This is a genomic window from Novosphingobium profundi, from assembly GCF_018491765.1.
GTDB lineage: Bacteria > Pseudomonadota > Alphaproteobacteria > Sphingomonadales > Sphingomonadaceae > Novosphingobium > Novosphingobium profundi.
This window is the reverse complement of sequence record NZ_JABWCU010000005.1, coordinates 71,003-93,799: the sequence shown is the minus strand read 5'-3', so window position 1 is coordinate 93,799 and position 22,797 is coordinate 71,003. Positions and strand designations below refer to the sequence as shown.

Annotated in this window: 17 protein-coding genes; 10 read left to right on the top strand and 7 right to left on the bottom strand. The window is 67.1% G+C overall.

The genetic code is table 11. The annotated features are described in order from the left end of the window. The first annotated feature begins 52 nt into the window (after window positions 1-52). Window positions 53-457 (top strand): hypothetical protein, encoded by a 405-nt coding sequence (locus tag HT136_RS05750; protein WP_214198621.1) that lies wholly within the window; start codon window positions 53-55, stop codon window positions 455-457. Between the two features lie 109 nt (window positions 458-566). Next, a complete protein-coding gene (locus HT136_RS05745) occupies window positions 567-1,022 on the top strand; it encodes a hypothetical protein (protein ID WP_214198620.1) in 456 nt (151 codons plus the stop codon). A 555-nt stretch (window positions 1,023-1,577) separates the two neighbouring features. On the opposite strand, the gene HT136_RS05740 is transcribed toward HT136_RS05745, so the two are convergent. Continuing rightward, on the bottom strand, window positions 1,578-2,231 hold the full coding sequence (locus HT136_RS05740) for a hypothetical protein (protein ID WP_214198619.1): 654 nt from the start codon (window positions 2,229-2,231) through the stop codon (window positions 1,578-1,580). Window positions 2,232-2,411: 180 nt separating this feature from the next. After that, window positions 2,412-3,971: a glutamine-hydrolyzing GMP synthase gene (gene guaA / locus HT136_RS05735; RefSeq protein WP_214198618.1), complete on the bottom strand. Its 1,560-nt coding sequence runs from the start codon at window positions 3,969-3,971 to the stop codon at window positions 2,412-2,414. A 486-nt stretch (window positions 3,972-4,457) separates the two neighbouring features. Here guaA and gyrB point away from each other — a divergent pair, with 486 nt between their 5' ends. Next, a complete protein-coding gene (gene gyrB / locus HT136_RS05730) occupies window positions 4,458-6,977 on the top strand; it encodes a DNA topoisomerase (ATP-hydrolyzing) subunit B (RefSeq protein ID WP_214198617.1) in 2,520 nt (839 codons plus the stop codon). A 30-nt stretch (window positions 6,978-7,007) separates the two neighbouring features. Here gyrB and HT136_RS05725 read toward each other — a convergent pair whose 3' ends face one another. Beyond that, on the bottom strand, window positions 7,008-7,538 hold the full coding sequence (locus HT136_RS05725; protein ID WP_214198616.1) for a DUF2279 domain-containing protein: 531 nt from the start codon (window positions 7,536-7,538) through the stop codon (window positions 7,008-7,010). Between the two features lie 477 nt (window positions 7,539-8,015). Between HT136_RS05725 and HT136_RS05720 the strand changes: the two genes are divergently transcribed. The 4 genes from HT136_RS05720 to HT136_RS05705 all read left to right on the top strand — a co-directional run bounded on the left by HT136_RS05720 (window position 8,016) and on the right by HT136_RS05705 (window position 13,668). Continuing rightward, entirely contained in the window at window positions 8,016-9,452 is a 1,437-nt protein-coding gene (locus tag HT136_RS05720) for a DUF2252 domain-containing protein (RefSeq protein WP_214198615.1), read from the top strand. Between the two features lie 75 nt (window positions 9,453-9,527). Then, the gene (locus HT136_RS05715) at window positions 9,528-11,429 is read left to right on the top strand and encodes a M1 family metallopeptidase (RefSeq protein ID WP_214198614.1); all 1,902 of its coding nucleotides are present in this window, start codon (window positions 9,528-9,530) and stop codon (window positions 11,427-11,429) included. A 7-nt stretch (window positions 11,430-11,436) separates the two neighbouring features. Further along, window positions 11,437-11,838, top strand: a complete 402-nt coding sequence (locus HT136_RS05710) for a metallopeptidase family protein (protein ID WP_214198613.1) — start codon at window positions 11,437-11,439, stop codon at window positions 11,836-11,838. Between the two features lie 48 nt (window positions 11,839-11,886). Further along, window positions 11,887-13,668, top strand: a complete 1,782-nt coding sequence (locus tag HT136_RS05705) for a bifunctional metallophosphatase/5'-nucleotidase (RefSeq protein WP_214198612.1) — start codon at window positions 11,887-11,889, stop codon at window positions 13,666-13,668. A 19-nt stretch (window positions 13,669-13,687) separates the two neighbouring features. Here HT136_RS05705 and HT136_RS05700 read toward each other — a convergent pair whose 3' ends face one another. Genes HT136_RS05700 through lgt form a run of 3 tightly spaced genes read right to left on the bottom strand, consistent with a single transcriptional unit; the run spans window position 13,688 to window position 16,182 of the window. After that, a complete protein-coding gene (locus HT136_RS05700) occupies window positions 13,688-14,206 on the bottom strand; it encodes a DUF2306 domain-containing protein (protein WP_214198611.1) in 519 nt (172 codons plus the stop codon). Continuing rightward, window positions 14,190-15,254: a class I SAM-dependent methyltransferase gene (locus HT136_RS05695; RefSeq protein WP_214198610.1), complete on the bottom strand. Its 1,065-nt coding sequence runs from the start codon at window positions 15,252-15,254 to the stop codon at window positions 14,190-14,192. The genes HT136_RS05700 and HT136_RS05695 overlap by 17 nt, the downstream gene beginning before the upstream one ends. 22 nt (window positions 15,255-15,276) lie before the next feature. Continuing rightward, window positions 15,277-16,182, bottom strand: a complete 906-nt coding sequence (gene lgt, locus HT136_RS05690) for a prolipoprotein diacylglyceryl transferase (protein ID WP_214198609.1) — start codon at window positions 16,180-16,182, stop codon at window positions 15,277-15,279. 227 nt (window positions 16,183-16,409) lie between these two features. Here lgt and HT136_RS05685 point away from each other — a divergent pair, with 227 nt between their 5' ends. The 3 genes from HT136_RS05685 to HT136_RS05675 all read left to right on the top strand — a co-directional run bounded on the left by HT136_RS05685 (window position 16,410) and on the right by HT136_RS05675 (window position 21,284). After that, the gene (locus HT136_RS05685; RefSeq protein WP_214198608.1) at window positions 16,410-19,160 is read left to right on the top strand and encodes a [protein-PII] uridylyltransferase; all 2,751 of its coding nucleotides are present in this window, start codon (window positions 16,410-16,412) and stop codon (window positions 19,158-19,160) included. Between the two features lie 112 nt (window positions 19,161-19,272). After that, window positions 19,273-20,445 carry a patatin-like phospholipase family protein gene (locus tag HT136_RS05680; protein ID WP_214198607.1) on the top strand — a complete coding sequence of 391 codons (1,173 nt, stop codon included), beginning with the start codon at window positions 19,273-19,275 and terminating at the stop codon, window positions 20,443-20,445. Between the two features lie 56 nt (window positions 20,446-20,501). Continuing rightward, window positions 20,502-21,284 carry a 3-hydroxybutyrate dehydrogenase gene (locus HT136_RS05675; RefSeq protein WP_214198606.1) on the top strand — a complete coding sequence of 261 codons (783 nt, stop codon included), beginning with the start codon at window positions 20,502-20,504 and terminating at the stop codon, window positions 21,282-21,284. 156 nt (window positions 21,285-21,440) lie between these two features. On the opposite strand, the gene gltX is transcribed toward HT136_RS05675, so the two are convergent. Then, the gene (gltX, locus tag HT136_RS05670; RefSeq protein WP_214198605.1) at window positions 21,441-22,769 is read right to left on the bottom strand and encodes a glutamate--tRNA ligase; all 1,329 of its coding nucleotides are present in this window, start codon (window positions 22,767-22,769) and stop codon (window positions 21,441-21,443) included. Between the last annotated feature and the right edge of the window lie 28 nt (window positions 22,770-22,797).

Here is a 22,797-nt window from a genome sequence, read left to right as displayed (position 1 = left end):
GCCCCGCCTAGGATGGCGGGGAACAAGGGGAAGGCACTTGGAGTCGAGAACCATGAAATCCACGTCCGCCGCATGCACCATCGCGATCGCCGCCGCCAGCCTGGCCTTTGCCCCGGCCGCGATGGCCAAGCCCCAGCTCACCGGCGAAGAGCAACTCGCCAAGATGCTCGAAGGACGCACTGCGGGCGAGCCGGTCAATTGCATTCCCCATTCCGGCACCACCGACACCACCGTCATCAAGAAGACCGCGATTGTCTACCGCGTGGGGAGCACGCTCTACGTCAATCGGCCCAGAAACCCCGAACGGCTCGACGACGACGACATCCTCGTCACCCGCTTGTGGGGTTCACAGCTGTGCAGCGTGGACACCGTCCAGCTGCGCGACCGCATGGCGCCGGGCATGTGGAACGGCTTCGTCGCGCTCGACAAGTTCGTCCCCTACAAGAAGGCCAAGTGAGCCGCCCGGGCGGACGGCGGACTACGCGCGTCTTCCTAGCGCCCCCTGCAGCTATCGGCTAACCTTGGTCGGCTAGCCTCCCCTCTTCCACGGGGGGGGAGACGACCCGATGACGCGCTTCGTATCGTTTGCCGCGCTGGGCCTGCTTGGCGGCTGCGCACCGCAGAGCACGGCCTATCTCCTCGAATGCCCGGGCTCGCAGGTCTTCGAATGGTCACAGCGAAGCGCGCGCGGCCTGACCACGCTCTACTACCGCATCGACGAGGAACGGGGCGCCATCTACGGCCGCGCCGAGAACGGACGCTTCACCAGCGCCTGCCGCGCGGCGTGCGAAAGGATTGAATTCGGCGTTGATACGATCAGCTGGATCGATGCTCGCCGCGACGAACAAGGGCGCATCACCCGGATCGATTCCGCCCTCACGCGCAGCACGGGCGAATTGACGATCCGAACCGAAACCCGCCAGGCCGGCGACCTCGGCGCGCTCGAAACCTTGCGCGGGCTGGGCAATTTCCATTGCCGCGCGGTTGAGCGCGTGCCGCCAGCGGCCATCGCCCCGGCCTAGGCCACTGCGACTTTTAACGCGTCGTGTTTCCCGAATTGCCGGGCCCGAAACGACTAAAGGCGGCCCATCGGACCGCCTCTTGCCTGGTAATGAAGTGTTTTGACTCTGACGTCGGATCGAAGATCAGACCAGGGTCAGCGCGAAGACCAGGGCACTGGTGCCCAGGGCCGCCGCAACACCGACGGTGCGGTGAAGAATGGCCATAATCAATACTCCTGCGAACACGTTTCGTGCTTTTCGTTTTGTCGCTTGCCAGCATCGGCTTGTCGCTGGCCGCGGGAGGCGCAAATAGGCGCTTGCCAAATTTCCGCAAATCCAAAAGCAACAATCTTGCTTGCAAGATTTGCAAGAAACTTTCGGGCAGATTGCGCAAAAATGTACTAGCGACGATCACTCGCCACGCCATGGCCGTGCCCCGCAACTCTGAAAAGCACTGAAATCCGCCAAATTCCGGAGTAAATTCGCGCTGCAGTCAGGTGCTTGAGCGCTCAAGCGGGTGCCGCATCGATCGCCCCATGCTCGCGGCAAACGGCATTTCGCGAGGTTGAATGGAACTCAATCGAGCACGAAACGAAATTGCGCGACGTCCTGATCGAGGCGCTGGAGGTCGAGCGACTCGCGCGCCGGGACTTGGAACAGCCCCTGCCGCCCACAGACCTCGAGACAGGGCACGTATTCCTCGACAAGGCGATAGCGTGCCTCGCCCACGTAATCGTCGAAAAGCAAATAGCTCCCCTCCCTGGCGTGGGCGAGTGCGGTCAGGAAGCAGCAGACCCGGAAACTGCCGTCGATCAGGACCACCTCGGGCTTTTCCGGTTGGTGCCAGAGAAAGTCGACATAATGGGCGAACTGCGCGCGGTGCGCGTAGCCGAGTGGCCGACGCCGACGCCCGAGCGGGCCGAGATCGACTTGCGCGATCGTCAGGCGCCTCCGGTTGGCCGCGTTCGCCCGCGCGACGCGCGCGACCGCCCGCCCCGAGGTGTCCACCGACAGCACCGGGCAGGCGGCATGCGCAAGAACCCACCCGGTCGCCTTCCCGCAGCCGTACTCGCCATAACAGCGCGCCCCGCGCACGACGCGCTTGAACAGGGTGTCGTCGCCGTCGAAAAGGTAATCGGGATCAAGCTGGCGCGGCGATATCCGGCGCACCTGCCCGGCGAGGGGCGAGTGCTCCCAGGCATGCATGACCTTGTCGAACATGGCAGGCATCGCGGGTCCGGGCGTGGATCGAGCGCCGCAAGCAGGCGCCTGTCCAATCTACCCCGCGACCGCGCAACGCGCCAGCCCCGGACCGCACCGAAAGTGCGCGCGCCAGCCGCCCACAAAAAAGCCCGCGACATGCGCGGGCCTTTCCGTAGAATCACGTGGCCTCAAACGGCCTGCGCGCGATCATTCCCACTCGATCGTGCCGGGCGGCTTCGAGGTGTAGTCGTAGACCACGCGGTTGATGCCCTTCACCTCATTGATGATGCGGGTGGCCACGCGGCTGAGGAAAGCGGCGTCGAAGGGGTAGATGTCGGCCGTCATGCCGTCGGTCGAAGTCACCGCGCGCAGGCCGCAGACGCTGTCATACGTGCGCCCGTCGCCCATCACGCCCACCGTCTTGACCGGCAGCAGCACCGCGAAAGCCTGCCAGATCGCATCGTAGAGACCCGCATTGCGGATTTCCTCGAGGTAGATCGCGTCGGCCTTGCGCAGGATGTCGCAACGCTCCCGCGTCACTTCGCCCGGGATGCGGATGGCAAGGCCCGGCCCCGGGAAGGGGTGGCGACCCACGAAGATCTCGGGCAGGCCGAGCTCGCGACCCAGCGCGCGCACTTCGTCCTTGAAGAGTTCGCGCAAGGGCTCGACGAGCTTCATGTTCATGCGCTCGGGCAAGCCGCCCACGTTGTGGTGGCTCTTGATCGTGACCGAGGGACCGCCGGTGAAGGAGACCGATTCGATGACGTCGGGATAGAGCGTGCCCTGCGCGAGGAATTCGGCGCCGCCGATCTTCTTTGCTTCGTCCTCGAAGACGTCGATGAAGGTCTTGCCGATGAACTTGCGCTTCTTCTCGGGGTCGGTGACGCCCTCGAGGCCCTTGAGGAACAGCGTCGAGGCATCGACGTGGACCAGCGGGATGTTGTAGTGGCCGCGGAACAGGCTGACGACCTGCTCGGCCTCGCCCATGCGCAGGATGCCGCCGTCGACGAAGACGCAGGTCAGCTGGTCGCCGATCGCCTCGTGGATGAGAAGCGCGGCCACCGCCGAATCGACGCCGCCCGAAAGCCCACAGATCACGCGGCCCTCGCCGACCTGTTCGCGGATCTCGGCGATCTTGGTCTTGCGGAACTCGGCCATGGTCCAGTCGCCGGCAAGGCCGCAGACGTGGCGCACGAAGTTCTTGAGCAGCTTGCCGCCGTCGGGGGTGTGGACCACCTCGGGGTGGAACTGCATCGCGTAGATGCGGCGCTCGTCGTCGGCGATCACCGCGAAAGGCGCGCCGGGCGAGGAGGCGACGGGGCGGAAGCCGTCGGCGAGCTTGGTCACCTTGTCGCCGTGGCTCATCCAGACCTGGTGCTTCTCGCCGACCTTCCACAGGCCGTCGAACAGCGCGCAGTCGTCCTGGATCTCGATGAAGGCGCGGCCGAATTCACCCGAATCGCCCAACGTCACCTCGCCACCGAGCTGGTGGGTCAGCGACTGCTGGCCATAGCAGATGCCCAGGATCGGGCGGCCGCTCTGGAGGATTTCCTCGGGGATGCGCGGGCCGTCGGCGTCGAGCACCGAGGCGGGCGAGCCCGACAGGATGATGCCCACCGGGTCCATGCGCGCGAAGGCTTCGGCTGCGGCGCTGAACGGGGCGATCTCGGAATAGACGCCGGCTTCACGGACGCGGCGTGCGATCAACTGGGTCACCTGGCTGCCGAAATCGACAATCAGGACCGATTCAGTGGTCTGGATGCTCATGGTCGGCCGATAGGCAAACAGGTCCGCGCTGTCCAGACACTGTGCGCATCCTTGAGGGGGTTTATTCGGCCGTGACGCGTCCATGCCGCCTCCGACCCAAAGTACAGGGTGCTGCGCCGACACTTCGCTTGCCGCCCCTCGTCAAGAGGCGTAGTCTTCGCCGCGAGCCGGGAAAACCGGCCGTATATCGGGAACGAAGAGGAGGATGCCATGACGCTTGTCGGAAAATCGATCGGCTTTGCCGCCGCACTGGGAATCTGCGCCCTGGGCTTTGCCCTGACGCTGGCCTGAGATCGCGCACGCGAAGGCGCCCCGAACGCGCCCGCAAAGACGAACCGAAAAACCGAACTGAACAGCGGGCGGCCCGGATGGACCGCCCTCTTTTTTGCCCGCGGCAGGGCGGCCACCCGCCGCAGCCTTGTGGAAAAGGGGTGACCCTTGCGCGGTTTTGCTTGGGTTTGACCCACGCGATGCTATAGCCAAGTCATGGCTAGCGAACCCGAAAACCAGAAGAACAGCAACTCCTACGGCGCCGATTCGATCAAGGTCCTCAAGGGCCTCGACGCGGTCCGCAAGCGCCCCGGCATGTACATCGGCGACACCGACGACGGCTCGGGCCTGCACCACATGGTCTTCGAGGTCTCGGACAACGCCATCGACGAGGCGCTCGCGGGCCACTGCGACCTCGTGCTGATCGAGCTCAACGCCGACGGTTCGGTCTCGGTGGAAGACAACGGCCGCGGCATCCCGACCGGCATGCATAAGGAAGAAGGTGTCTCGGCCGCCGAGGTCATCATGACCCAGCTCCACGCGGGCGGCAAGTTCGAGAACACTTCGGACGACAACGCCTACAAGGTTTCCGGCGGCCTGCACGGTGTGGGCGTCTCGGTCGTGAACGCGCTCTCCGAATGGCTCGAGCTGACCATCTGGCGCGAGGGCAAGGAGCACTGGATGCGCTTCGAGCACGGCGACGCCGTCGCGCCGCTGATCGTCAAGGGCGATGCCCCCAAGGTCGAGCGCAACGCCGACGAGAACGGCTACAAGAAGGGCACCCGGGTCACCTTCCAGGCCAGCCACGAGACCTTCAAGAACGTCACCGAATTCGATTTCGAGAAGCTCGAACGCCGCTACCGCGAACTCGCGTTCCTCAACTCGGGCGTGCGCATCAAGCTGCGCGACTTGCGCGGCGAGGAATCGGCCGAACACGACCTCTTCTATGAAGGTGGCATCGGCGCCTTCGTGCAGTACCTCGACCGCACCAAGCACGCGCTCATGGAAGCGCCCATCGCGATCTCGGCCGACAAGGACGGGATCGGCATGGAAGTGGCGCTGCAGTGGAACGATTCGTACTACGAAAACGTCCTGTGCTTCACCAACAACATCCCCCAGCGCGACGGCGGCACCCACCTCGCCGCCTTCCGCGCCGCGCTGACCCGCACGCTCAACGGCTATGCCGAGCGCTCGGGCATGCTGAAGAAGGAAAAGGTCTCGCTCTCGGGCGACGACATGCGCGAGGGCCTCACCGCGATCGTCTCGGTCAAGCTGCCCGACCCCAAGTTCTCCAGCCAGACCAAGGACAAGCTGGTTTCCTCCGAAGTGCGCCAGCCGCTTGAAAGCCTGATGGGCGACAAGATGAGCGAATGGCTGGAGGAAAACCCCGCCACCGCCAAAACGATCATCCAGAAGGTGATCGACGCCGCCGCCGCGCGCGAGGCCGCCAAGCGCGCGCGCGAACTGACCCGGCGCAAGGGCGTCATGGACATCGCCAGCCTGCCCGGCAAGCTCGCCGACTGCCAGGAGCGCGATCCCTCGCTTTGCGAACTGTTCCTGGTCGAGGGCGACTCGGCCGGCGGCTCGGCCAAGCAGGGCCGCGACCGCAAGACGCAGGCGATCCTGCCCTTGAAGGGCAAGATCCTCAACGTCGAGCGCGCCCGCTTCGACCGCATCATCTCGTCCAAGGAAGTGGGCACGCTGATCCAGGCCATGGGCACGGGCATCCGCGACGACTTCAACCTGGAAAAGCTGCGCTACCACAAGATCGTCATCATGACCGACGCCGACGTCGACGGCGCGCACATCCGCACCCTGCTCCTGACCTTCTTCCACCGCCAGATGCCCGATATCATCCGCGCCGGGCACCTCTTCATCGCACAGCCGCCGCTCTACAAAGTCGCCAAGGGCCGCAGCGAAGTCTACCTCAAGGACAACGCCGCGCTCGACCGTTACCTCGTCGAAGCGGGCCTTTCCGGCCGCGTGCTCGAAACCTCGGGCGGCGCGCGCATGGGCCAGGACCTCGAGATGCTGGTCGAGCACGCGATCCGCATGCGCAACCTGATGAGCTTCGTGCCGCGCCGCTACAACGCCTCGATCATCGAGGCGCTGGCGCTCGCCGGGGCCTTCGCCTCCGACCTCAGCACCGAGGAACGCGCCGCCGCCTACAAGAAAACCGCCCAGTGGCTGGAATTCTCCGACAGCGAAGCGAAGTGGACGGTGACCCCGACCGAGGGCGGTGCACTCGACGTCAACCGCCTGTGGCGCGGCGTGACCGACAACCACAAGATCGAGGCCGCGTTCCTGACCAGCGCCGAGGCGCGCAAGCTGGCCAAGCTCGCCGCCGAACACGCCGACGTCTACTCGGCGGTCTCGCGCCTCGTGCGCGCGACAGCGATCTCGGCCGAGGACGCCGAAGCCGAAGGCGAGGAAGAGGCGCACCGCCCGACCGCCGATGCCGATGCCATCGCGCGTCCCAGCCAGCTGCTCGAGAAGGTGCTGGCCGCAGGCCGCAAGGGCCTTTCGATCCAGCGCTACAAGGGTCTTGGCGAAATGAACGCGGAGCAGCTCTGGGAGACCACGCTCGACCCCGAGAACCGCGCACTGCTGCAGGTCAAGGTGGAAGACGCCGACGTCACCGACGAGATCTTCACCCGCCTCATGGGCGACGTGGTCGAGCCGCGCCGCGACTTCATCCAGGAAAACGCACTCAACGTCGCCAATCTCGACATCTGATCGGCGCTCTCCCCGCGCGGGCCAACCGGCTCAGCGCGGGGGGCCCGATGCGCCGAACCGGCCCGTCGTGTCGCAGCGCAGTGAGGTATAGGGCAACTGCAAGTAGTCGAGCGCGGTGTGGGCCGCCTTGCCGATCGGCGATTGCGATCGCCCTAACAGCAGCTCTCCCACGTTGAGCCCCACGCCCACGAACAGGTGCCGCTTGCCCTCGAAGGTATAGAAATCACTGTTGGGAACGATCTCGATCTTGAAGGCGAGCTTTTCCTTGAGCCCCGGCACCGTGTTGCGCAGCACCGAGAAACCCGCCCCAACGACGTCCATCGCCACGTCCTGCATCGAATAATCGCCGTCGGGTTCGAAGGCGTCCGAGAACTCGTTGAGCACCGTGAAGCCGGTTGCCAGTACCGCGGCGGTCGCGGCCTGACGGAAGAAGCCCCTATCACGGCTGTCCTGCGGCGCGGCGTGGTCGGTCCAGCGCGCGGGAGCGGACGCCCGCGGGCACGCACCGGGACACTCCTCGCCCACTTCCCTCACCACCGCAGCGGAAGCGGCAGAATCCACGATCAGGGCCCGATCCATCGCGTAGGACGGCGCCCCCTGTTCCGAAAGGCGCGCCTCGGGCCGCACCACGAGAGTACCCGCATCACGCCCCGCCCCCCGGTTCAAGCGACCAGCCCGCCCAAGCCGACGCCCAGGTTGGCGTCGCTTGCGACGACCGGGCAACGACAGCGGGTTATCCCGGAAGTGGCCCGGGCGAAACTCCGGACTGCCCCGCAGTTATCACGGCGATTGCCGCGCTCTCGACGTTCTGCGCGCGCGACGCCCGCGTGCAAAAGCCAGTCTGCTGCCGAAAAAGCCACCCACCTTTGAAAAATCATGAAAATTCCACTAGAGTGGACCTAGGTAGAACACGGCTATCCGCGCAAATAGATACAGCTTTCCCCCTATAATCGAGGGTAGAATCTGCGCAGTCGGCCTCGCTGGCCAGCACCAGATCGCCCCCCGGGAACGTAGCGCGCGCCGCGGTGTTTGGCCTTCATGGCGAACACGAAGACCCCAGACATCTGCGCCCCCGCCGCAACGGACCCATCGGGCACCCGCCAGCCGCACACCAAGCGCGGCGGCCCCGACCGCACCGCGGCCTATGAGCGCCTCGCCGATCGCTACGCTTGCGAGGCGGGGGTGTTCCACCCGACCATCCTGACCGGACAGGCGCGGCGCGAGCACGTGCGCGCGACCATTCTAGAGGACCACGCCGAGCGCCTCTTCGGCCACGCTCCGGGCACGCAGCTCAAGTTCGAGGAACTGGCGGGCGACCTCTACAAGTTCTTCCGCGGCACCGCGCTCGTCTTCTACCGCGACATCGCGGGTACCGACGCGGCGCTACCCAAGGTCCTCCTGCTGGGCGATGTCCACCCCGGCAACTTCGGGGTCATGCCCAATCGCGACAACGTGCCGATCTTCTCGGTCAACGATTTCGACGAGGTCACTTACGGACCCTATAGCTGGGACCTCAAGCGCGGGGCGACGGGCTTCTACCTTGCCGCCAAGTGCGCCGGAGGCCTGAAGAAGCCGCAGCGTCGCGCGGTTACCGCCAGCTTCCTGCGCGGCTACATTGAAGGCCTCGCCCATTTCGCCGAGCACGAGACCGAAGCCCACGAGGTCATGCGCTGGAACAACGCCCCGCCGATCATCGTGCGCCTGTTCGAACAGGCCGCGTGCAGCCGCGACGCCTGGCTCCTCAAGAAGCACCAGGGCGAGGATCGCCGGGGCTTTCGCGCGAGCGAGGACCTCGAACCTGTCTCCTCGCGCACCGAAGAGTTCCAGGGCTACATCGACGCGCTCGCCGAGGCCAACGGGCTTGCGCGGGGCGGGCGCTATGCCGATCTCAAGGTCAAGGATGTCGCGCTGCGCCACGGCGCCGGAACCGCCTCGCTCGGCCTCGCGCGCTTCTACGTCATGCTCGAGGGCCCTGGCGGCGAGGGCTCGGACGACCTCATCGTCGAATTCAAGCGCGCACGTGACAGCGCGCTCGACGGCCTCGTGCCCACCGATGGCCTCGATCCGGGCGAGCTCGCCGAACGCATCGCGCAAGGGCAGCGCATCCACCTGCCCAATGGCGATGCGTTCTACGGCGCGGTCGAGATCGAGGGCGAAAGCTTCATGACTCGCGAGCGCGCGCCCTTCCGTGACGACATGGACCTCGACGCGCTCGACGAAGAGGATTGGCACGACTACGCGCGCGCCTGCGGCTTCGCGCTCGCGCAGGCCCATGCCCGTTCGGACGACGCGGGCGCGATCGACTACGACGTCGAGCCTGCGATCCTCGCCGCGATGGAGCCGCACGACTTGCTCGTCGACGACATGGTCTGCTTCGCCGAGGAAGCCGCACGGCGGATCAAGCGCGACTGGAAGGCCTATCGCCGCGACTGGGAACTGGGAGCGCTCACCCGCAAGGCGCTCGAGGGGCTCTGACGCCCGACTGGCAGAGCTGTGCGACAGCGTGGCGCGCGGCTTGCGATTCTCCGAATGCGACAATAAGTTGCCGCGATGCGTAAACTTCTTGCACCTGCGCTTCTGGGCGCCCTTCTCGCGAGCACCGTCCCGGTCCAGGCCGCAACGGCGCCCGCGTCCGCCCCCGCCCCGATTCTGACGAGCCCCGAGGCGAAGGACGTGTGGACCCACGCAGAGCCCGAACAGGCGCGCGTCACCCACGTCGCGCTCGACCTCGACGTCGATTTCAAGAGCCATACGCTGGCCGGGACCGCCACGCTCGACGTGCTCGCCGCACCCGAGGCGACGACGATCGTGCTCGACGTCAAGGACCTTGCGATCGCGCGGGTCACCGATGGGCAGGGCAAGACGCTCGCCTACACGCTCGGCGCCAAGGACAACGACGACCTCGGCTCGGCCCTGACCGTCCGGCTCGAAGGTGCAAAGCAGGTCCGCATCACCTACCGCACCTCGCCCCAGGCCTCGGCGCTGCAGTGGCTGCCGCCGGAAATGACCTTCGGCAAGACGAAGCCCTACCTCTACAGCCAGGGCCAGGCGATCCACAATCGCTCGTGGATCCCGACCCAGGACAGCCCCGGCATCCGCCAGACCTGGGAGGCGACCTTGCGCGTACCGGGCGATCTCGTCGCGGTGATGAGCGCGGAAAAGCTCTCGGGCGCCACCGGCGAGAAGCTGCCCGACGGGCGCCGTGCGTTCCGCTTCCGGATGGACAAGCCGGTGCCGCCCTACCTCATCGCCTTTGCGGTGGGCGACCTCAAGTTCAAGGCGCTCGGCCCGCGTTCCGGCGTCTGGACCGAGGCACCGATGCTCGACAAGGCCGCCCACGAATTCGCCGACGTCGAGAAGATGATCGACGCCGCCAGCGCGCTCTACGGTCCCTACCGCTGGGGCCGCTACGACATGCTGCTGCTGCCCCCGGCCTTCCCCTACGGCGGCATGGAAAACCCCATGCTGACCTTCCTGACGCCGACGATCGTGACCGGCGACCGCTCGAACACCGATGTCGTCGCGCATGAGCTCGCGCACTCGTGGTCGGGCAACCTCGTCACCAACGCGACCTGGTCCGATTCCTGGCTCAACGAGGGCTTCACCACCTATTTCGAGAACCGCATCATGGAGGCGCTTTACGGCAAGGAGCGCGCCGCAATGTACGCCGATCTCGACTGGGACACGATGATGCGCGACATCGAAGGCATGGGCGATGCGATGAAGCCGGGCATGACCGCCGCGCCCTCGCGCCTTCACGGCAACCCCGGCGAGGGTGAGCTCGACTACACCAAGGGCTCGAACTTCCTGCGCATGCTGGAAACCAAATTCGGCCGCCAGGCCTGGGACGCCTACCTCGCCTCCTATTTCGACCGCCACGCCTTCCAGCCGCAGACGACCGCCGGGTTTCTGAAGGACCTTCGCGAACACCTCCTGAAGGGCAAGCCCGAACTCGAACTCGACCTCCAGCTCGACCGCTGGGCCTATGCGGCGGGCATTCCCGACAACGCCGTCCACGTGAAGAGCGCGACGCTGGCGCGCGTCGACGAACGCCTCACCGCGTTCAAGGCGGGAGGTCCGGTCGGCGCGATCGACACCAAGGGCTGGAGCACGCAGCAGTGGCTGCGCTTCCTCAACGGGTTGCCGCGCGAGGAAACGCCCGCACGCCTTGCCGAACTCGACAAGGGGCTGAACCTGTCGAATTCGGAAAATGCCTATGTCCAGTCGGCCTGGTTCGAACTGGCGATCGCCAACCATTACGAACCGGCCTTCCCGGCCTTGGCCGACTACGTGGGACGGATCGGGCGCGGGTTGCTGGTCTATCCGCTCTACAAGGGCCTGATGCAGCAAGCCGACTGGGGCCCCGCCAAGGCGCGCGAACTCTTTGCGGCCGCCAAGGACACCTACCACCCCGAAACCGCGACGGGCATCGCCCGCATCCTGGGCGAATAGGCCCGCCATGACCCGTCGCTTCGGCCCTGCCCCCTCGCCCGCCGAGTTCGAGACCCTGGCCCTTGCCGCCTTCGCGCGCATCCCGGCGCCCTTCGCCGAGCACCTCGAAGGCATCACGGTGCACCTCGAGGAATTTGCCGATGCCGAGACCCTGAGCGAACTGGGGCTCGAGGACCCTTTCGAGCTGACCGGGCTCTACCATGGCCACCCGATGGGCGACGAGAGCATCTGGACTTCGGGCGAATTCCGCCCGCGCATCACGCTCTACCGCCAGCCGCTGCTGGCCGAATGGTGCGAGAGCGACGTTACCCTCGAGGACCTCGTCACCCATGTCGTCGTCCACGAGGTCGGCCACCACTTCGGCCTGTCCGACGAGGACATGCACGCCCTCGAAGATCAGGCCCGCTGAAACAGGCCCCGATTGCCCGCCCTTCCCCCGCTGGATAAGAACGCCCCCATGACTTTCCCGAAATTGCCGCCCCGCGCGCTTGGCGCCGTGCTTGCCCTTGCCCCGCTGCTCGCCGCCTGCGCCACCGCCTCCGGCCCCGGCGAGACCGCCTCGGCCGCGCGCGCGCCGGCCACCGTCGAGGTTGGCGTGCTGGCCTTCAACGACTTTCACGGCAACATCGCGCCGCCCAAGGCGACGGTCTCCTGGCCCGACGGCAAGGGCGGCACGGTGCAGGTTCCGGCCGGCGGCGCGGCCGAGCTGGCCAGCGCCATCGACGGCCTGCGCAAGGGCTTTCGCTATTCGGCCACCGTCACCGCGGGCGACCTCATCAGCGCCTCGCCGCTCGCCTCCTCGCTGTTCCTCGACGAGCCGACAATCGGCGTGATGAACCGCATCGGGCTCGACTTCAACGCGGTGGGCAACCACGAATTCGATCGCGGCCGCAAGGAGCTCCTGCGCGTCCAGAACGGGGGCTGCGCGAAGAACACGCTGCGCGAACCGTGCCAGCTCGAACAGTACGCAGGCGCCAACTTCAAGTACCTATCGGCCAGCACCTACACCGAGGACGGCACGACGCTGTTCCCTGCCACCGGCCTCAAGACCTTTGGCGAGGGCGCGAACAAGGTGGTTCTCGGCTTCGTCGGCCTGACGCTCAAGGATACGCCCACGCTGGTTTCGCCCGGCGGCGTCGCGGGCCTCACCTTCGGCGACGAGGCCGAGGCGATCAACCGCGCCGTGCCCGTGCTCGAAAAGGAAGGCGCCGACGCGATCCTGGTGCTCATCCACCAGGGCGGCGCGCAGGCGGACACTTCCGATCCCAATGCCTGCACCGGCTTTACCGGCGGCATCCTGCCGATCCTCGCCAAGCTCGACCCGCGCGTCGATGTCGTGATTTCGGGACATACGCACCAGGCCTATATCTGCCAGATGCCACGCGCGAACGCGCATCCGCTGCTGCTCAGCAGCGCGGGCTCCTATGGACGACTGGTCACGCGCATGGTGCTGGAGATCGATCCCAAGGCGCGCCGCGTGGTCTCGGCCAGTGCGCGCAACCTGCCCGTCCAGTCGCCCGCCTACGCGACCGCCAAGGGCGAAGTTGCCAACACCGATCTCGTCCCGATCCAGCCGCCGCGCGCCGACATCGCCGCCTACGTCAAGCGCTACACCGACGCCGCGAGCGCCTATTCGACGCGCGTGGTCGGGCACCTCTCGGGCAGCGCTCCGCGCAACTGGCCAGGGCCCGACAGCGAGCGCAAGGGGGGGCCGCTCGACCAGCTCATCGCCGATTCGCAGCTCGCCGCGACCAGGGATGCTGGCGCCCAGATCGCGTTCATGAACACCGGCGGGGTGCGCGCGGATGTCGAGCCGGGCCAGGACGGCGCGGTCACATTCGGGCAGATCTTCGCGGTCCAGCCCTTCGGCAACACGCTGGTGACGCGCAGCTTCACCGGCGCGCAGATCAAGGCAATCCTCGAGAACGGCGTGGGCGAAAAGCCCTCGCCAAGCGTGATGGTGCCCTCGGCCAACGTCACCTACACGATCGACAGGACCAGGCCCATCGGCCAGCGCATCGGTGCCCTCACCTACGACGGCAAGCCGATGGCGATGGACGCGACCTACCGGGTGACGGTCAATTCCTTCCTCGACCAGGGCGGCGACGGCTTCGCGGGCCTGACCGAGGGCACCGATCCCACCGTGGGCGGCCTCGATCTCGACGCGCTCGAGGCCTGGCTCTCGGCGGTTCGTGTGCGCGAGGTCCCGAAGGTCAACCGGGTCACCGTCCTCGGCTAGGCAAGGACGCCCCGTCCCTTCAGCCGAAGAGCCAGTGGCCGAGCAGGCGGTGGAAGGGAAAGGTAAAGAAGCCCGCGATCAGCAGCGCCCCGATGATCAGCCCGCGCACCGTGCGGCGGTGGCGGTAGACGTCGTGGCGCCGCGCCGAGATCACCAGCAGCGGCACCAGCACCAGCGTCAGGAACGAAAGCGCGTGGATCGGCCCCAGGTGCCCGGGGTGGCTGATGCGCACGAGGAAGCTGTCGATGGCGGTCGCCAGCATCGCCGCGCTCCAGGTATAGCCGAGGACACGGTGGCGCGTGGTGCCGCGCGCGCGCCACAGCAGCATCGGGGTCAGGGCGAGCGCGAGGACGATCGTGGCGAGGTGCAGCCAGACCACGAGGGGCACGCGCGCCCACTCGTCCCGGCCGCGAAGGACCGCCGCCACGACGAAGGCCAGCATGACGAGCGCGAGCGCGCCCAGCACCTTTTCCAGCTTGTCGGGAGCGGTCGAAGCGGCGGCGGCGCGGCCGCCCAGCGCCTCAGAAGCTCGCGCCATCGGGCCAATCCGGCGACGCCAGACCCATGACCTTGAACAATGCCCCCATCTGCCCCTCCTCGATCAGGCGATCCTTGGCCAGGTGTAAAGCCGCTTCGTGCTGCGGCGCAACCTTGGCGAGCGCCTGCGCGCGCGCCTCGATGCCCAGATCGCGCAGGAAGCGCCCCTGCGTGACGGTGCCCAGGTGCCGGCAATCGTGCGACAGCGCGACATTGGCGAGCGCGGCGAAATCGACGTGGCAGGTGAGGTCCGCCTCGCCGGGCATGGTGAAGGGATCGACCCGCTGGTGCGCCTTCAGCGCCTGGAGCGTGGAGCCGGTGCGCGGCGCGTCGTGGCCGTAGTCGATCAGGAGCGCCGCGCCGCCCTGGTGCACGAGGCGACCGGCGAGCTCGTAGACCACCGCAGCCGCGCCGGGGCAGGTCTCGATCAGGGTGCCTTCCGGGCTGTCCTTGAGCGCGGGCGGGATCGCTGCGTCCATCGGCTTGGTGCCCGCCACCGGCCGGAAGCGGCCGTCCTGGACATCGACCATGCGCTCGCGCCAGCCGTCCGCAATGCGCACGAGCTGACGTACCGGCAGGGCGTCGAGGAACTCGTTGCCCACCACCAGCAGCGGCCCGTCCATCGGCAGGGTCGAAAGGTCGGCGTGGAGCCGCGCGCCCGGCACCGCCGCGATCTGGATGTCCTTGAGCGTGGTCGAGCTCTCGACGAAATGAACCTGCGGCTCGAGCCCGTAGCGCTTCATCGCGCGCAGCGCGTCTTTGGCCAGCGTGCCGCGGCCGGGGCCCAGCTCTACGTAGTGCACCGCCTCGTCGCGCCCGGCGCGGATCCAGATGTCGGCCAGCCACAGGCCGATCAGCTCGCCGAACATCTGGCTGATCTCGGGCGCGGTGATGAAGTCGCCCCCGCTGCCGAGCGGGTCCTTGCCCGCGTAGTAGCGCGCATTGGCCTCGCCCATGTAGTGCTGCAGCGTGATCGGGCCGTAATTGGCGATCAGGCGCTGGAACATCGTGGTCAGGCTCTCGCGATCCTGTCCTTGCGCACCGGTCATGACCTGCCCCCTTCGCGGCGCATCAGACCTCGGCGTCCGGCACGCGCACGCTTGCCAGCGAGGGGCGGGCCAGCGCCCGGGCGACAAGCGCAAGGCCCAGCAGGATCAGCGGGATCGTCAGCCACTGGCCCATCGAGAGGCCGGTCTGGCGGGCGAAGTCGGCGAGCTGCGCGTCGGGTTCGCGGAAGAATTCGACGATGAAGCGGGCGCAGGCGATGCCGGTGACGAAGACGCCCACGAGCATGCCCGGGCGGAAGCGCGCGCGCGTCTTCCAGAACAACGGCAGCATGATCGCGATCATCATCAGGCCTTCGAGGCCCGCTTCGTAAAGCTGGCTGGGATGGCGCGGGAGCTGGTCGGGCGCGTCGGGAAAGACCATCGCCCAGGGCACGTAGCCGGTCACCACGCGTCCCCAGAGCTCGCCGTTGACGAAATTGGCAAGGCGTCCGAACAGCATGCCGAAGGGCACGCAGACCGCGACGTAGTCGGCCACGCGGATAAGGCTCAGCTGGTTGCGCCAGGACACCCAGGCCATCGCCAGCGTGACACCGATCAGCCCGCCGTGGAAGCTCATCCCCCCGTGCCACAGCTTGACCAGTTCGGCCGGGTGCAGCCAGAGGCTGGGAAGGCCCGTATCGCCGCCGGTGTAGAACGTCGCGTAACCCAGGCGTCCACCCAGGATGATGCCGAGCGTGCAGTAGAAGAACAGGTCGTCGGCATGGCGCTGCGCGAGCGGCGCGCCGGGCTCGCGGATCATGCGGGTGATGTGCCAGTAGCCCAGCAGGATTCCTGCGAGGTAGGCCAGCGAGTACCAGCGCAGCTCGAAACTGCCGATCTTGAAGAGGTAGTTCTTGAGCCCGAGATTGACCCAATAGATCGGTTCGTGTGCCTGCGCGGCGGCCGCAGCGGCCAGAGTGGTCAGCGACAAGTGCCTTGGACCCTTTTCGATTCGTTCAAACGACGTGCCGCCACGGCCACCGGAAAGTCCGATGGGCGGGCGATTTGCGAGCCTTCTGGCATAGCCGCCCCTTTGATGGTAGTCGCGATTTCAAACCAATCCTGCAAAAATCGCAGCACACCGGGAGGGAGTTCGGCGCAAGGGATGCCTCGTGCCGACTTCCTCTTGTCGTTTGCGCCGTCTAGAAGCTGCAAGTCATGAGTGTCATTCGAATTCCCTCCCCGCGCTCCGTCATCGATCGACGCGAACTGGTGCAGACAATCGACAAGCTCGTTGCCGCCTACGGCGCGGCCAAGGCGCGCCCCTTCGTGGTCGAGACGATGCGCACGGCCCTTTCCGACGGACGTGCGGAGATCGAGCGACGGCTGACCGACAAGCCCTCGGCCGGGCACGAGATCGCCGAGGCGCAGGCCTTCCTGACCGACCAGCTGCTGCGCGTGATCCACGACCACGTCGTCAAGCACGTCTACCCCGCGGTCAACCGCTCGAAGGGCGAGCGGCTGTGCTTCATGGCGGTGGGCGGCTACGGGCGCGGCGAGATGGCGCCGCATTCGGACGTCGACATCGCCTTCCTCACCCCGATCAAACACACCGCCTGGTGCGAGCAGGTGATCGAGGCGATGCTCTATTTCATGTGGGACCTGGCGCTCAAGGTCGGTCATTCGAGCCGCTCGCTCGACGATATGGTGCGCATGTCCAAGTCCGACCTCACCATCCGCACCGCGATGCTCGAGGGGCGCTACGTCTGGGGTGACCAGGACCTTTACGAGGAAGCCCAGGCGCGCTTCTGGAAGGACGTGGTCGAAGGCACCGAGCGCCAGTTCGTGGTCGAGAAGCTGGCCGAACGCGACGAGCGCCACAAGCGCATGGGCGACAGCCGCTACGTCGTCGAGCCCAATATCAAGGAGGGCAAGGGGGGCCTGCGCGACCTCCACACACTCTACTGGATCGGCAAGTACATCCACAAGGTGCGCGACCCGGGCGAGCTGGTCGAAGCGGGCCTGCTCACCCGCAAGGAATTCCTCGCCTTCCGCCGCGCCGAGAACTTCTTCTGGGCGGTGCGCTGCCACCTCCACACGATCGCCAGGCGCGCCGAGGACCGCCTGACCTTCGACCTCCAGCGCGAGGTCGCGGCACGGATGAACTACACCGACCGCCCCGGAAAGAGCGCGGTCGAACGCTTCATGCACATGTTCTTCCTCCAGGCGAAGACCGTGGGCAGCCTGACCGGCGTCTTCCTCGCCCAGCTTGACGAGCAGTTCGCCAAGAAGCAGCCGCGAGGGCTTCTCGCCGGGTTCAAGGCCAAGGAACGCATCGTCAAGGGCTACAAGGTCTTCGGCGGGCGCATCATGGCCCCGTCCGAGGACTGGTTCGCGCAGGACCCGGTACGCATGATCGAGATCTTCGTGGTCGCCGACCGCGAGGGGCTCGAGGTGCACCCCGAGACGATGCGCCAGATCCAGCACGACGCCGCGCTGATCAAGGAGGACGTGCGCGAGGACAAGCGCGCCAACGCCCTGTTCCTGGAACTGCTGACCAGCCGCAACGATCCCGAGAAGATGCTGCGCTGGTTCAACGAGGCCGGCGTGTTCGGCCGCTTCGTCACCGAGTTCGGACGCGTCAACGCGCAGATGCAGTTCGACATGTACCACCACTACACGGTCGACGAACACACCATCCGCGCGATCGGCCTGCTCGCGCGGATCGAGCGCGGCGAGCTCAAGGACGACCACCCGCTCGCGCACGAGATCATCCACAAGGTCCGCTCGCGCCGGGCGCTCTACGCCTCGGTGCTGCTCCACGACATCGCCAAGGGACGCGGCGGCGACCACTCGATCCTGGGCGCCGAGATCGCGCTCAAGCTGTGCCCGCGCTTCGGCTTCGACGAGGAGGAGACCGAACTCGTCTCGTGGCTGGTGCGCTGGCACCTGGTACTGGCGGCCACCGCCTTCCGGCGCGACTTGTCCGACGCCAAGACGATCTTCGATTTCGTCGAGAAGATGGAATCGCTCGATCGCCTGCGCCAGCTGACCCTGCTCACCATCGTCGACATCCGCGCGGTGGGGCCGGGCACCTGGAACTCGTGGAAGCGCCAGCTGATCGCCACGCTCTACGGCGCCTGCGAGGAACGCCTGCGCCTGGGCCATGCGCAGTTCGGGCGCGAGCAGCGTGTCGAGGCGAAGAAGGAGGCGGTGCGCGCGCTCGCCCCCGAGAATGCGACGCTGGTCGAGAAGGTCGGCGGCAAGTTCATCGACGCCTACTGGATCGCCGAGCCCGAGGACGTCATCGCCAAGAACCTCGCCCAGCTCATGGCGGCCGACGACGAGCCGCTCTCGATCCAGACCGAATACTACCCCGCGCGCGGCGCCACGCTGGTGACGGTGATCGCCTCCGACCACCCGGGCCTGTTCTACCGCATCGCGGGCGGCATCCACCTGGCCGGCGGCAACATCATCGACGCGCGCATCCACACCACGCGCACGGGCCGTGCGGTCGACAACTTCCTGGTGCAGGACCCGCTCGGCCGGCCGTTCAGCGAGGACATGCAGCTCGAGCGGCTGCGCAGCTCGATCGACAGCGCGCTTGCCAACCGTATCAAGATCCTGCCCCAGCTCGTCGCCAAGCCCGAGGTGCGCCCGCGCGCCGACGCTTTCGACGTGCGCCCGCGGGTGGTCTTCGACAACGGCGCCTCGAACCGCTTCACCGTGGTCGAGGTGATGGCGCGCGACCGCCCGGCCCTCCTCAACCGCCTCGCCCATGCGCTGTTCGAGGCCAAGCTGATGGTCTACTCGGCGCATATCGCGACGTATGGCGAGCGCGCGGCCGACACCTTCTACGTGACCGACCTGCTGGGCGAGAAGATCACTTCGGCCAATCGCCTGAAGGCGCTCGAGCGGCGCTTGCTCGAGGCGACCAGCGAAGCGGTGGCGGACACCGTCGAGGCCTGATCGGGCGCGTCCGCGCGATACGGCGACCTACAGCGGGCGGTTGCAACCGCCGCCCGCTGCCCCCATATGCTGCAATGCACCATCACGGGTCCGCACCGCATGGGGAGTCGTCATGAACTACCACGACACGCGCCTTGGCGCCGAGTGGCCCGCCTCGGCCAGCCGCTCCGGCCGGGAGACCGGCACCTACACCGCGCTCGTCCTCCAGGGCGGCGGGGCCTTGGGCGCCTACCAGGCCGGGGTCTACGAGGCGCTCGCCTGCGAGGACATGCGCCCCGACTGGATTTCGGGCATCTCGATCGGCGCGATCAACGCCGCGCTGATCGCGGGCAACCCCGTCGGCAAGCGGGTCGAGGCCCTGCGCACCTTCTGGCAGCGCGTCTCCTCCGAGATGCTCTACCGGCTGGATGAGCCGATCGGCTTCGCGCGGCGTGCCTTCAACGAGACCGCCGCGTTGTTCGCGACGACGGTGGGCATTCCCGGCTTCTTCCATCCGCGCTTTCCGGTGCCCCTGCCCGAATGGCCCGCCGAATTCGGCGCGCTTTCCTACTACGACACCGCGCCCTTGCGCGCGACCTTGCTCGAACTCGTCGATTTCGACCGGATCAACGCGGGCAAGACCCGCCTCAGCGTCGGCGCGGTCAACGTGCGCACGGGCAACTTTGCCTATTTCGACAATTTCGAGCGGCTGATCGGCCCCGAGCACATCATGGCGAGCGGTGCACTCCCACCCGGTTTTCCGCCCGTCGAGATCGATGGCGAGTGGTACTGGGACGGCGGCCTCGTCTCGAATACCCCGCTGCAATACGTCCTCGACAACCGCCCTCCCTGCGCGATGGAGGTGTTCCAGATCGACCTCTTCTCCGCGCGCGGCGACCTGCCCCGCACGATGGCCGACGTCGCGCAGCGCGAGAAGGACATCCGCTTTTCCAGCCGCACCCGGCAGGGCACCGACATGTCCCGCCGGCTCCAGGCGCTGCGCGCGGCCGCGCACCGTCTTGCCGGGCGCCTCCCCGCCGAACTGCGCGAGGACCCCGATCTCGCCCGCCTGCTCTCGTGCCGCCCCGAAGGGCCGGTCGCGGTGATGCACCTGATCAACCGGCCGCGCGGCTACGAAACCAATTCGAAGGACTACGAGTTTTCGCGAATGACGGTCGAGGAGCACTGGCAGGCCGGCAAGGCCGATGCCATCTACTCGCTCGAGCATCCCGACTGGGTCAACCGCAAGCTCGAAGCCGACGAGATCGCAACGTTCGACCTCGCCTGCGATCGCCCGGTGGATTGAGCGCGGACCTGATCGGGACAGCCGCCAACGAGAGATAATACGGAGAGAGTACGAGCATGAAACTGAAGGACAAAGTCTGCATCGTCACCGGCGCGGCCAGCGGCATCGGCCACGCCATCGCGCGCCGCTACGCCTCCGAGGGAGGCAAGGTGGCGATCGCCGACCTCAACCTCGAGGCCGCGCAGAAGGCCGCCGACTCCATTCACGAGACGTACGGGACCGAGGCCATGGCCGTCGCCATGGACGTGACCAGCGAGGAGCAGGTCGAAGCCGGCGTCGCGAAAGTGGTCGAGGCCTGGGGCGGCGTCGACGTGCTCGTCTCGAACGCGGGCATCCAGATCGTCAACCCGATCGAGCAGTTCAAGTTCGACGACTGGAAGAAGATGCTCGCGATCCATCTCGACGGCGCCTTCCTCACGTCCAAGGCGGTGATCCCGCACATGTACAAAAAGGGCTCGGGCTCGATCATCTTCATGGGCTCGGTCCATTCCAAGGAGGCGAGCCCGCTCAAGAGCGCCTACGTCACCGCCAAGCACGGCCTTCTCGGCCTGTCGCGCGTGATCGCCAAGGAAGGCGGCAAGAAGGGCGTGCGCACCAACGTGATCTGCCCCGGCTTCGTGAAGACCCCGTTGGTCGACAAGCAGATCCCCGAGCAGGCCAAGGAACTGGGCATTTCCGAGGAGGAAGTGGTCGCCAAGGTCATGCTCGGCCAGACCGTCGACACCGAGTTCACCACCGTCGAGGACATCGCCGAAGTGGCGCTGTTCTTCGCCGCCTTCGAGACCAACGCGCTGACCGGCCAGTCGCTCGTCGCCAGCCACGGCTGGTTCATGGAATAAGCCCGAAAACGCGAAACGGCCTTGCAGGTCATGCCCCCCGGCGTAACCTGCAAGGCCGCTGTCTGGCCGGCCATCGAGAGCCCTGGGCCGGCCGGGAGCGAACGCCCTGACCCGATCGTCTTTAGGACAAGGTTTCAGGCACTTCCTTGAGGCCGATCAAATTTGGCGGAGCCGCGCGATCGCCGCCTCGCGTCCGATCAACGGCAGCAGCGCGCCCATGTCGGGGCCATGCTCCATACCGGTGAGCGCCAGCCGCAACGGCAGGAACAGCGCCTTGCCCTTGCGCCCGCTCGCCTCCTTGAGCGCGCCCGTCAGCGCCTTCCACACGCCCTCGTCCCACGCGATCGCCTCGAGCGCCTCGGCCGCCGCCTCGAGATAGGCGCGGTCCTCCGGGCTCGCCTCGACCCGCGAGATCGGCCCGGTGACGACGCGCCACCAGTCACCCGCCTCGTGGACATGCGCGAGATTGGGACGTACCGCCTCCCAGGCCCGCGCATCCATGTCGTCGGGCAGGCGCGGCGCCACCGCTTCATACGGCAAGGCATGGACGATCGCCGCGTTTACCCGCGCCAGTTCCTGCTCGTCGAAACGCGCCGGGGCCCGCCCGAAGCGCGAAAGGTCGAAGGCCGCGGCCAGCTCGGCCAGCCGCAGTGCCGGGTCGACCGGATCCGAAGTTCCCAAGCGCCCGAGAAGCGCGATCAGCGCCTCGGGCTCGATCCCCATCTCGCGCATCTGCGCGACGCCCAACGAGCCGAGCCGCTTGGAAAGCTTGCCCTCGCTGCCCACCAGCAGCGCCTCGTGCGCGAAACGCGGGACAGGGGCGCCCAGCGCGGTAAACATCTGCACCTGGGTTGCCGTGTTCGAGACGTGATCCTCCCCGCGCAGCACGTCGGTAACGCCCATCGCGACATCGTCGATCACCGAGGGCAACATATATAGCCAGGACCCGTCGGCGCGGCGGATCACCGGGTCGGACATCATCGCCGCCTCGAAGGTCTGGGGCCCGCGGATCCCGTCCTCCCAGGCGATCGGCTCGGCGTGATCGAGCTTGAAGCGCCAGTGCGGCTGCTCCCCTGCCGCCAGCTTCGCGGCCTTCTCGTCGTCGGAAAGGGCCAGCGCGGCGCGGTCGTAGATCGGCGGCAGCCCGCGACCGAGCAGGACCTTGCGGCGCAAGTCGAGTTCCTGAGGGGTTTCCCAGCAAGGATAGACGCGCCCCTCGGCCTTGAGCCGCTCGAACGCGTCCTCGTAGAGCGCGAAGCGGGCGGACTGGCGCTCCTCCCCCTCGGGCACGATCCCCAACCAGGCGAGGTCGGCGCGAATCGCCTCGACGTAGTCCTCGCGCGAGCGGGCCTCGTCGGTATCGTCGATGCGCAGCAGGAAGCGACCGCCCTCACGCTTGGCGAGCAGCCAGTTGTGCAGGGCCGTGCGGATGTTGCCGACGTGAAGCAGGCCCGTGGGCGAGGGAGCGAAGCGCGTGGTGGTCATGGCCTGCGCGATTACGGCGCTGCGCCGG